This window comes from Pseudolactococcus piscium, from assembly GCF_002441695.1.
GTDB classification, from domain to species: domain Bacteria; phylum Bacillota; class Bacilli; order Lactobacillales; family Streptococcaceae; genus Pseudolactococcus; species Pseudolactococcus piscium.
In genome coordinates, this window is record NZ_JXJW01000006.1 from 90,222 (window position 1) to 99,279 (window position 9,058).

Sequence of the window (9,058 nt, forward strand, 5' to 3'; positions counted from 1 at the left end):
ATGAGTATGTCTAACCGCCACAGCATTTGACAAATTTCTTGCATGCAAAGCGGAAACGGGGTGGAAATAAATGTTATACTATTAGATAGTCAATACTTACATGAGGAAGAGTAAAAAGAGGTTTAAATGATATTTGATACACATACACACCTGAATGCCGAAAATTTCACAGGACGTGAAGCACAAGAGATTGAGAAAGCACGCGAATTTGGTGTGACAAAACTCAATATTGTCGGATTTGATAGGCCAACGATTGAAAAAAGTTTGGCATTAGCTGCTGAATTTGACAACTTATACGCAACGATTGGCTGGCACCCGACTGAGGCAGGTTCCTATACGCCTGAAATAGAAAAGATGCTGGTCAGTCATCTAGGTGATCCCAAAGTGATTGCTTTAGGTGAGATTGGCTTAGATTATCACTGGATGTCAGATGAGAAAGCGGTGCAAGAATCTGTTTTTCGCAAGCAGATTCAGCTATCAAAAACGCATAACTTACCTTTTATGGTGCATACGCGTGATGCATTGGCAGACACTTATGAGATTATCAAATCAGAGGGTGTTGGCCCACGTGGTGGGATCATGCATTCTTTTTCAGGAAGCTACCAGGATGCCATGAAGTTCATCGACTTAGGCATGTTGATTTCCTTTTCAGGTGTGGTCACCTTTAAAAAATCTCTGGAGCTCCAGGAAGCAGCTAAACTGTTGCCGTTGGATAAACTATTAGTAGAAACAGATGCACCTTATTTAGCTCCGATGCCTTTTAGAGGGCGTGAGAATACGCCGGCTTACACTAAATTTGTTGTTGAAAAAATAGCTGAACTTCGTGGGATTTCTAGCGATGAAGTCGCGGATGTAACCTACCAAAATGCCTTGAAAGTGTTTGATATTCATGACTAATAAACAAAAAATCGCAGAAGTTGTTGTGGTTGAAGGTAAGGATGATACAGCCAACCTCAAACAGTATTATGATGTTGATACCTATGAGACGCAAGGATCGGCTATTTCAGATGATGATTTAGAGCGGATTGATCGGTTAAATGAACTACGTGGCGTTATTGTGTTCACAGACCCAGATCATAGTGGTGAGCGGATTCGTCGCATCATCATGACTGCTATTCCAACGGTCAAACATGCCTTTCTAAACAGAGATGAGGCAGCACCGAAATCGAAGACCAAAGGCCGTTCTCTTGGTGTGGAACATGCAAGTGCAGCTGATTTAGAAAAAGCGCTGCGTAACCTAACCTCAAATTTTGAGGATGCATCTGAATTTGATATTTGCCATGCTGATTTGATTCGTTTAGGGTTGATTGGGCATACAGATAGCAGAATTCGCCGTGAATATTTAGGTGAAGCACTTAGAATCGGCTATAGCAATGCCAAGCAACAATTAAAACGGTTAAGCCTATTCGGGATCACATTAGCAGAAGTTGAAGAAATAATGGAGAAATTTTAATGCATATAGCAGATTATCGCGTGACAAAAGCGATTTTAGACCGTCATGGCTTTTCATTTAAGAAAAGTCTTGGTCAAAACTTTTTAACAGACACAAATATTCTACAAAAAATAGTGGATACAGCAGAAATTGATCGTGAGGTCAATGTCATCGAAATCGGTCCAGGTATTGGGGCATTGACGGAGTTTATTGCAGAAAATGCTGCAGAAGTAATGGCATTTGAAATCGATGATCGCTTGATCCCTATTTTAGCGGATACCTTAAGAGATTTTGATAATGTGACGATCATAAATGAAGACATCTTAAAAGCTGATTTAAAGACACATATTGCCCAGTTTAAGAATCCAACTTTACCGATAAAAATCGTGGCAAATCTGCCTTACTATATCACAACGCCTATTTTGATGCATCTGATTGAGAGTAAGATTCCCTTTAGTGAATTTATTGTCATGATGCAAAAAGAGGTTGCGGATCGTATTTCAGCTGAACCCAACACCAAGGCTTATGGTAGCTTGAGTATCGCTGTACAATACTATATGACAGCGCAAGTTGCCTTCATCGTTCCTAAAACTGTCTTTGTACCAGCACCAAATGTAGATTCTGCGATTTTAAAAATGACGCGCCGTGCGTCACCTTTAGTGGCAGTTACGGATGAAGATTTCTTTTTCAAAGTATCAAAGTTAGCCTTTGCGCATAGACGAAAAACACTTTGGAATAATCTGCAAGCTGTCTTTGGTAAGACAGAAGAAGTTCGCGCGCAACTGACAAACTCACTTGAGATAGCAGAAATTTCACCACAAATTCGTGGTGAGGCCCTCTCAATTCCAGAATTTGCTAAACTATCTGAAGCGCTTTTACCCTTAAAATAAAAACAGCATGACGCGCTGTCGTCATACTGTTTTTTTCATGGCTAGATGCTTGATATCAGCATCTAAAAATTCGTCACCAAAGGATGTAAAGCCAAGTTTTTCATAAAAAGGAATGGCTTCAAGCTGGGCATGAAGCTCGGCCAATTCGATCTGTTGTGTTTTTAAGAACGCTAATGCTTTTGTCATGAGGTCAAAAGCATAGCCCTTTCCTCTATAAGGTTTCAGGGTTGCAACACGTTGAATGAGTGCTTGTTTACCAGATTTATCTGGTAAAATCCGTAAGGTAGCGACCGGTGTATCCGCATCATCAAATAAGACGAAATGGATGCAGTAAGCTTCGTTTTGATCTATTTCAAGTGTCAGTGGGACTTGTTGTTCCTTGACAAAGACGGCATGTCGGATGCTCAAGGATTGGTGATAGACGGGGGATAAGTTATCGCGAGTATGTTTGATTGTCATATGATTTTCCTTAGGGGTGTGCGTGTAGGTGGCTAGTAGATTTAAAATTTTTTGACTTAATCGCTGGAAAGCCGCATTTGTCTAAAAAATCTGCTATAATTAGGAATATTATAACAAATAAAACGAAAATATCAAAGGGATCGATATGTTTAAAAACTCAAAATTATTTTTCTGGACGATAGAACTGTTCGCCGTCCTTGGGGTGATCTGGATATCAACGCATATCGGATTTGTCTTCAAGCCTGTGACCACCTTATTTTCACTTGTATTTCTGCCCTTTATTATTGCAGGCTTTTTATACTATGTCTTTAATCCGTTAGTGATGTTTTTAGAGGAAAAAATTAAGTTACCTCGCATTTGGGGGATTGTGCTTGTCTTCGTATTACTGATTGGTCTTTTGACCTACACAGTGATATCCTTGGTACCCCGGGTCATTACACAGTTATCTGATCTGATTATTGCCTCAGGGTCGATTGTCCCTGAATTGCAAAAATGGGTAGATAAACTATCGGCAAATCCTGCTTTTAAAGAGATTGATTTCAAGGCATTAATTAATAAGGCAAATATCAGCTATATGGATATTCTACAAAACCTATTATCTGGTGTTACCTTTAGCTTGTCAAATGTTGTGAATGCCATTTTTAAAGTGGTCATGATCCTGAGCTTAGTCCCTATCTTGCTATTTTATATGCTAAAAGATGGCAAGAATATGCTGCCATTCTTGAAGAAGACACTATTGAAACGGGATAGGCTGAATATTGTGTCCCTGCTAGATGATATGAATGCAACCATTTCAAAATATATTAGTGGTGCTGCCATCGACTGCTTATTTATCTTTGTAACGGTATTTATCGCCTATCTCATCATTGGTGTCCCCTATGCCTTCTTATTCGCAGCCTTTTCAGCAATTACTAACTTAATTCCTTATTTAGGTCCATACATCGGTTTGATCCCCGTTTTATTCTCGATCGGTTTTACAGACCCAGTAAGAGCTTTGATTGCAGCCTTGATTGTATTGACTTTACAACAAATTGATGGCAACATCATCTATCCAAAAGTTGTTGGCTCTGCTATCGAGGTGCATCCAGTGACAATTATGGTGCTGATGTTAGTTGCGGGCAGCCTTTATGGCTTAATTGGTATGTTGGTTGCAGTCCCATTTTATTCGCTTGCAAAAGAAGTTGTTAAATTTCTATGGCGATTATGGGAAAATCATAAACAAGTACAACTAGGTAGCGATGGCAAAGAGAAGTATGATATAATAGAAAAATAACTGTGTTGACCTATCTGATTGGTTGATATAATAACTGTAAAAAAATTTGGAGGAATATAACTCATGCACCCTGACCCCGATAGTCAGTCCTTAATATTGCAAATCGCCTTACTGATCGTGTTGACGATTATTAATGCGCTCTTCTCTGGCGCAGAGATGGCGCTAGTGTCAACGAGTCGTTCACGTGTTGAACAACGAGCAGAAGAAGGGGATAAGAAATATCAAAAATTACTTGCTATTTTGAATCAGCCTAGTAATTTTCTATCGACGATTCAAATCGGTATCACGCTGATTAATATCCTTTCGGGGGCGAGCTTGGCTGATAGCCTGGCGACAAGATTAGCACCTGTACTAGGTGGTACGCCAACTGCGAAAACATTAGCATCAGTGATCATTCTTGCGATTTTGACTTATATCTCGATCGTTTTTGGGGAGTTATATCCTAAGCGAATTGCGCAAAACTTAAAAGAAAAATATGCCCTTGCAGCAGTAGGTCCCTTAAATGTTCTGGGCCACCTCATGCATCCTTTCGTCTGGTTGTTAGCAACCTCTACAAATATCTTGAGTAAGTTAACACCCATGACATTTGATGATGATAATGAGAATATGACGCGTGATGAGATTGAGTATCTGCTCAATACGGATAATACGGCTTTAGACCAAAATGAGCGAGAGATGCTAGCGGGTGTCTTTAGTTTGGATGAGTTGATGGCGCGTGAAATCATGGTGCCACGCACGGATGCCTTTATGATCGATGTCAATGATGATGTCCATGATAATATCATGGCAGTTCTGGCACAAAACTATAGTAGAATTCCAGTCTATGATGGTGAAAAAGATAAAATTTCAGGTGTTTTACACACCAAAACCTTATTGAAAAAAGGCTATGCACAAGGCTTCGATAAATTAGATCTAGCTGACATTATACAAGAACCTTTGTTTGTACCAGAAACGATTTTTGTTGATGACCTCTTGCGAGAGCTTAAGAAGACCCAAAATCAGATGGCTATCCTACTGAATGAGTACGGTGGTGTTGAAGGGATTGTCACACTTGAGGATCTCCTAGAAGAAATCGTCGGTGAGATTGAAGATGAGTCGGATATCGCTGAAAAAGATGTCTTCAAAATTAATGAAAATATCTTTGCCGTTAAAGGTGGCCTGACTTTAAATGATTTTAATGAGTATTTTGATACGCATTTAGAATCAGATGATGTCGATACAATAGCAGGTTACTTTATGGCGGGTATCGGTGCCATTCCTGGTGAAAAAGAACAGATTGACTATGACGTGATCACTGAAAAAGATAATTTGACACTGACCAGCTTAGAAGTTGATGGGACGAGACTGGTTAAACTACGTGTCACCTTCCATGGAGATGAACTAGAAGCAGAAGCAACTAGTGCTGACAAATAAACTTTGATAAATTGTGTTGAAAAATAGTTAAGCATGTTGAACAAGTACTGATACTTCGGTACTTGTTTTTTTGTTTGCTTTTTTTACAGGGAGCTACTGACACATATCATAAGTGGTACATTATGGTCACTCATACATGAAGTACGTTATATTTGGCATATTTCTGACCATGTTGGGTATGCTGACAATAAGTTGCATTTTTTTCTGTAAAATTAAGGTAGATTGAACAAGGCTGGCGTCAAGTAACCGTATTTGATTCATGACAGCGACTTATTATTTCAGTTTAGAAGGCATTTGTTATATAATAAAAATATCAGATAATTAAAAATAAAGAGATTAACCCGATCAGGTTTAGATAGGGTTAGGGTATGGATAATAGGTGGGGTATGATAACTACAATTTTTTTAGGTCTGCCACTTGCTGCTTTAGATGTGGGTATTAATTTATACCTACTTTATCAAATCACGAGCTTGAAAAATAAGCCAAAACCCCTTGCTTTTGCAAGATACATAGGTGCTGGTATTTTGTTGACACTTGTTTCCTCGGTGGAAACTGCCTACCATATTCCGAGTTTTCTAAAGTTGTGTTTTATGCTTGTATTTTTGTGGTGGATACTAGAAAAAGATGTAACAAGGAGTTTATTTTATACGATTTTCACCTTAAATTTTACCTATTTTGTTAAGCTGTTGGTATCTACCTTCATTGTCTGTGATTTATTGCGTATAAATCATATCGTTTTTGAAATCGTTCTGAGCTATTTTTGTGTGGTGCCAAGTTATTACTTATTACTGAGATATATGATCATTAGACCAAGTCATCTGTTAATCTCAGAGCAGACGATAGATATGCAACAAGTAGCGTATATGGTACCAGAAACACGATCAGAACATGAACGGAATATTGAAAAAGAGCAACATCATTTAATCGTCCTATCAAATAGTATGATGCTATGTTTCTATTTATATAGTAATATTGTTCGGGTGACGACCGATGGGAATCATGATAATGATAAGTATATGATTTTCACCTATGTCTTTTTATTTATCTTTATGTTGTATGCAATTAATGTTAAATATAAAGAATGGGAAAATCAAAAGCTACTTAGATATAAGGACTATATGGTCTCAGGACTCACGACCTATACACAAGAAGTTGATAAAGCCTATCAGTCAGTTCGTGCATTTCACCATGATTTTACCAATATTCTTCTATCGATGCGTGAAACGATTGCGACACAGGAGATAGGTGAAATCAGAAAGACTTATGCAGACATACTTGAAAAAAGTAATATTATACTTGATGAAAATAGACAAGAGGTTGCAAAACTTGCCAATATCAAAATTTTGGAAGTGAAAAGTGTGATTTCTGCAAAAATCCTACAGGCTGATATGCAAGGTATCAACATTGAACTAGAGCTCCCAGAACGAGTAGATACTTTACGTGTAGATAAATTGGATATCGTGAGATTGTTAGGTATTATGTTAGACAATGCAATTGATGAAATGACTGAGTTAGAGATAGATAAACCTACCATTAAGCTAGCTATCTTTAACAAGGGATTATCCAGGTATTACGTTGTTGAAAATAGGATGCGTCAAGAAAAATTGCCGACTAAGTTACTATTATCTGAAGGTTATTCAACAAAAAGTAAGCATCGGGGCTATGGTCTGACGAGTTTGGCTGCGATTGTTGCAACCTACCCTTGGGTAAGTTACCATATTCAAGCAAAAAGCTATACCTATAGAATTGAACTAGAGATGAGGATAAGATGAAAGTATATATTCTAGAAGATGAGATTGTCCAGCAGTTTCGACTTGAGAGTCTGGTCAAAACATATTTGAAAGAAAAAAAATACCCAATAACCGAGGTCATAACCTATGATAAAATCAGGGATTTCTTAGCAATAATAGGACAACTTTCTCAAAACAATTTGTATTTTTTAGATATTGCAATCAAAATGCATCATAATGCGGGGCTTAAAATTGCTGAAAAAATCAGACAAAAAGACGTGATCGGACAAATCAGTTTTGTGACGACGCACAGTGAATTCGCCTCCATTACCTATGAATACAAAGTGAATGCGCATGATTTTATTGACAAGTTAATGCCACAAGCGGACTTTGACCAGAAGATTAAAGACAATATTGATCATTTTGTAGGTGTCAATCGACTTAAGCCCTTAGATGAGATTTTTTCATATCGGTCGAGAACGGGTAAAGTGATAGAAGCGCTCTATTCTGATATTTATTATTTTGAAACAACAGGTGTCTCACACAAATTATTGCTACAAATGGATGGGGAAACCTTAACCATGTACGGCAATATGAATGAGATTGCAATGCTTTCTGACAGGCTAGTTAGAGTACATCGTTCTTATCTTGTTAATAAAGCATGTATTAAAAAGGTCTATAAAAAAGAGAAGTTAATTTTATTAGATGATGATACTGAAATTGCCGTTTCAAGAGGTGGTTTTAAGTTATTAGAACGGTTAGGGGTGACAGGTTAAACGAGGTTAACTAACCCAGCAGGACATCATTTTGTTGAGAGATGTACATAAAAAGTTGTCAACGCTTTCAAAATAACGTAAAATAGAGTTAGGATGACGATACAAATATCTATTTTAAATAGGTTTATATTTTTTGTGGTTATCTAAGAACAACTTATTTTGCAATCAATCAAGCTCATCGTATGAGCTGACCCTACTAGAAAGTGTTGATAATCATGGAAGATATAGGCAGTGTAACAGGACTTGTTCATTCGACTGAAAGTTTTGGCAGTGTGGATGGCCCTGGCGTTCGGTTTGTCATTTTTATGCAGGGCTGTAAGATGCGTTGTAAATTCTGCCACAATCCAGATACCTGGGCGATGACAAATGATAAGTCAAAGGAACGGACGGTTGACGATGTCTTGTCAGAAGCGATTAAATTCAAGTCGTTCTGGGGAAGTCGTGGGGGGATTACTGTTTCTGGTGGTGAAGCCATGCTACAAATGCCCTTTGTAACAGCCTTGTTTACTAAAGCTAAAGCGCTAGGGATTCATTGTACACTAGATACATGTGGCCTGCCTTACTCAACACAACCGGATACGCTTGCGGAGATTGATCGGTTACTTGCTGTAACGGATTTGGTCCTGCTCGATATAAAAGAAATTAATGATATGCGCCATCGAGATTTAACAGGCCATAAAAATAGTACGATAATTGAGTTTTCGAAGTACTTATCAGATAAAGGCACACCAGTTTGGATTCGCCACGTATTAGTACCTGGTGAAACAGATTTTGATGAAGACTTGGTTGCACTTGGTGATTATGTTAAAACACTATCGAATGTTCAAAAATTTGAAGTCTTGCCTTATCATACGATGGGAGAATTTAAATGGCGTGAACTTGGCTGGGATTACCCACTGGTTGGGGTAAAACCACCAAGTGCTAGTCGTGTTGCAAATGCTAAGGACCTCTTACATACTGAGGACTATCAGAAATATCTAGAACGTGTGAAAAATTAGTCTTAAAGTATTGTATTGGCATTATGAAGTCAAAAAAATATGAGAAGAAATTCTCATATCAGACTGGAGACAAAAGGCATATTTCGA

Annotated in this window: 9 protein-coding genes; 8 read left to right on the plus strand and 1 reads right to left on the minus strand. The window is 38.1% G+C overall.

What is annotated here, in order from left to right:
* The first annotated feature begins 126 nt into the window (after positions 1 to 126).
* Genes RU86_RS04330 through rsmA form a run of 3 tightly spaced genes read left to right on the plus strand, consistent with a single transcriptional unit; the run spans position 127 to position 2,322 of the window.
* The gene (locus RU86_RS04330) at positions 127 to 897 is read left to right on the plus strand and encodes a TatD family hydrolase (RefSeq protein ID WP_096814226.1); all 771 of its coding nucleotides are present in this window, start codon (positions 127 to 129) and stop codon (positions 895 to 897) included.
* On the plus strand, positions 890 to 1,453 hold the full coding sequence (gene rnmV / locus RU86_RS04335; protein ID WP_096814227.1) for a ribonuclease M5: 564 nt from the start codon (positions 890 to 892) through the stop codon (positions 1,451 to 1,453). Before RU86_RS04330 ends, rnmV begins: the two co-directional genes overlap by 8 nt.
* A complete protein-coding gene (rsmA, locus tag RU86_RS04340; RefSeq protein ID WP_096814228.1) occupies positions 1,453 to 2,322 on the plus strand; it encodes a 16S rRNA (adenine(1518)-N(6)/adenine(1519)-N(6))-dimethyltransferase RsmA in 870 nt (289 codons plus the stop codon). The genes rnmV and rsmA overlap by 1 nt, the downstream gene beginning before the upstream one ends.
* A 21-nt stretch (positions 2,323 to 2,343) precedes the next feature.
* On the opposite strand, the gene RU86_RS04345 is transcribed toward rsmA, so the two are convergent.
* On the minus strand, positions 2,344 to 2,781 hold the full coding sequence (locus tag RU86_RS04345) for a GNAT family N-acetyltransferase (protein ID WP_096814229.1): 438 nt from the start codon (positions 2,779 to 2,781) through the stop codon (positions 2,344 to 2,346).
* A gap of 145 nt (positions 2,782 to 2,926) precedes the next feature.
* Between RU86_RS04345 and RU86_RS04350 the strand changes: the two genes are divergently transcribed.
* From RU86_RS04350 to pflA, 5 genes are all read left to right on the plus strand, one after another.
* Positions 2,927 to 4,054: an AI-2E family transporter gene (locus tag RU86_RS04350; RefSeq protein ID WP_096814230.1), complete on the plus strand. Its 1,128-nt coding sequence runs from the start codon at positions 2,927 to 2,929 to the stop codon at positions 4,052 to 4,054.
* A 63-nt stretch (positions 4,055 to 4,117) separates the two neighbouring features.
* A complete protein-coding gene (locus RU86_RS04355; RefSeq protein ID WP_096814231.1) occupies positions 4,118 to 5,467 on the plus strand; it encodes a hemolysin family protein in 1,350 nt (449 codons plus the stop codon).
* Positions 5,468 to 5,853: 386 nt separating this feature from the next.
* Positions 5,854 to 7,239 (plus strand): GHKL domain-containing protein, encoded by a 1,386-nt coding sequence (locus RU86_RS04360; protein ID WP_179296197.1) that lies wholly within the window; start codon positions 5,854 to 5,856, stop codon positions 7,237 to 7,239.
* Positions 7,236 to 7,973 (plus strand): response regulator transcription factor, encoded by a 738-nt coding sequence (locus tag RU86_RS04365; protein ID WP_096814233.1) that lies wholly within the window; start codon positions 7,236 to 7,238, stop codon positions 7,971 to 7,973. The genes RU86_RS04360 and RU86_RS04365 overlap by 4 nt, the downstream gene beginning before the upstream one ends.
* Before the next feature lie 215 nt (positions 7,974 to 8,188).
* The gene (gene pflA, locus RU86_RS04370; protein ID WP_096814234.1) at positions 8,189 to 8,971 is read left to right on the plus strand and encodes a pyruvate formate-lyase-activating protein; all 783 of its coding nucleotides are present in this window, start codon (positions 8,189 to 8,191) and stop codon (positions 8,969 to 8,971) included.
* Positions 8,972 to 9,058: the final 87 nt, after the last annotated feature.

Coding starts and splice junctions, on each gene's coding strand:
- rnmV (WP_096814227.1), top strand. CDS start 890: ATGACTAATAAACAAAAAATCGCAGAAGTTGTTGTGGTTGAAGGTAAG.
- RU86_RS04360 (WP_179296197.1), top strand. CDS start 5,854: ATGATAACTACAATTTTTTTAGGTCTGCCACTTGCTGCTTTAGATGTG.
- RU86_RS04345 (WP_096814229.1), bottom strand. CDS start 2,781: ATGACAATCAAACATACTCGCGATAACTTATCCCCCGTCTATCACCAA.
- RU86_RS04330 (WP_096814226.1), top strand. CDS start 127: ATGATATTTGATACACATACACACCTGAATGCCGAAAATTTCACAGGA.
- RU86_RS04350 (WP_096814230.1), top strand. CDS start 2,927: ATGTTTAAAAACTCAAAATTATTTTTCTGGACGATAGAACTGTTCGCC.
- rsmA (WP_096814228.1), top strand. CDS start 1,453: ATGCATATAGCAGATTATCGCGTGACAAAAGCGATTTTAGACCGTCAT.
- pflA (WP_096814234.1), top strand. CDS start 8,189: ATGGAAGATATAGGCAGTGTAACAGGACTTGTTCATTCGACTGAAAGT.
- RU86_RS04355 (WP_096814231.1), top strand. CDS start 4,118: ATGCACCCTGACCCCGATAGTCAGTCCTTAATATTGCAAATCGCCTTA.
- RU86_RS04365 (WP_096814233.1), top strand. CDS start 7,236: ATGAAAGTATATATTCTAGAAGATGAGATTGTCCAGCAGTTTCGACTT.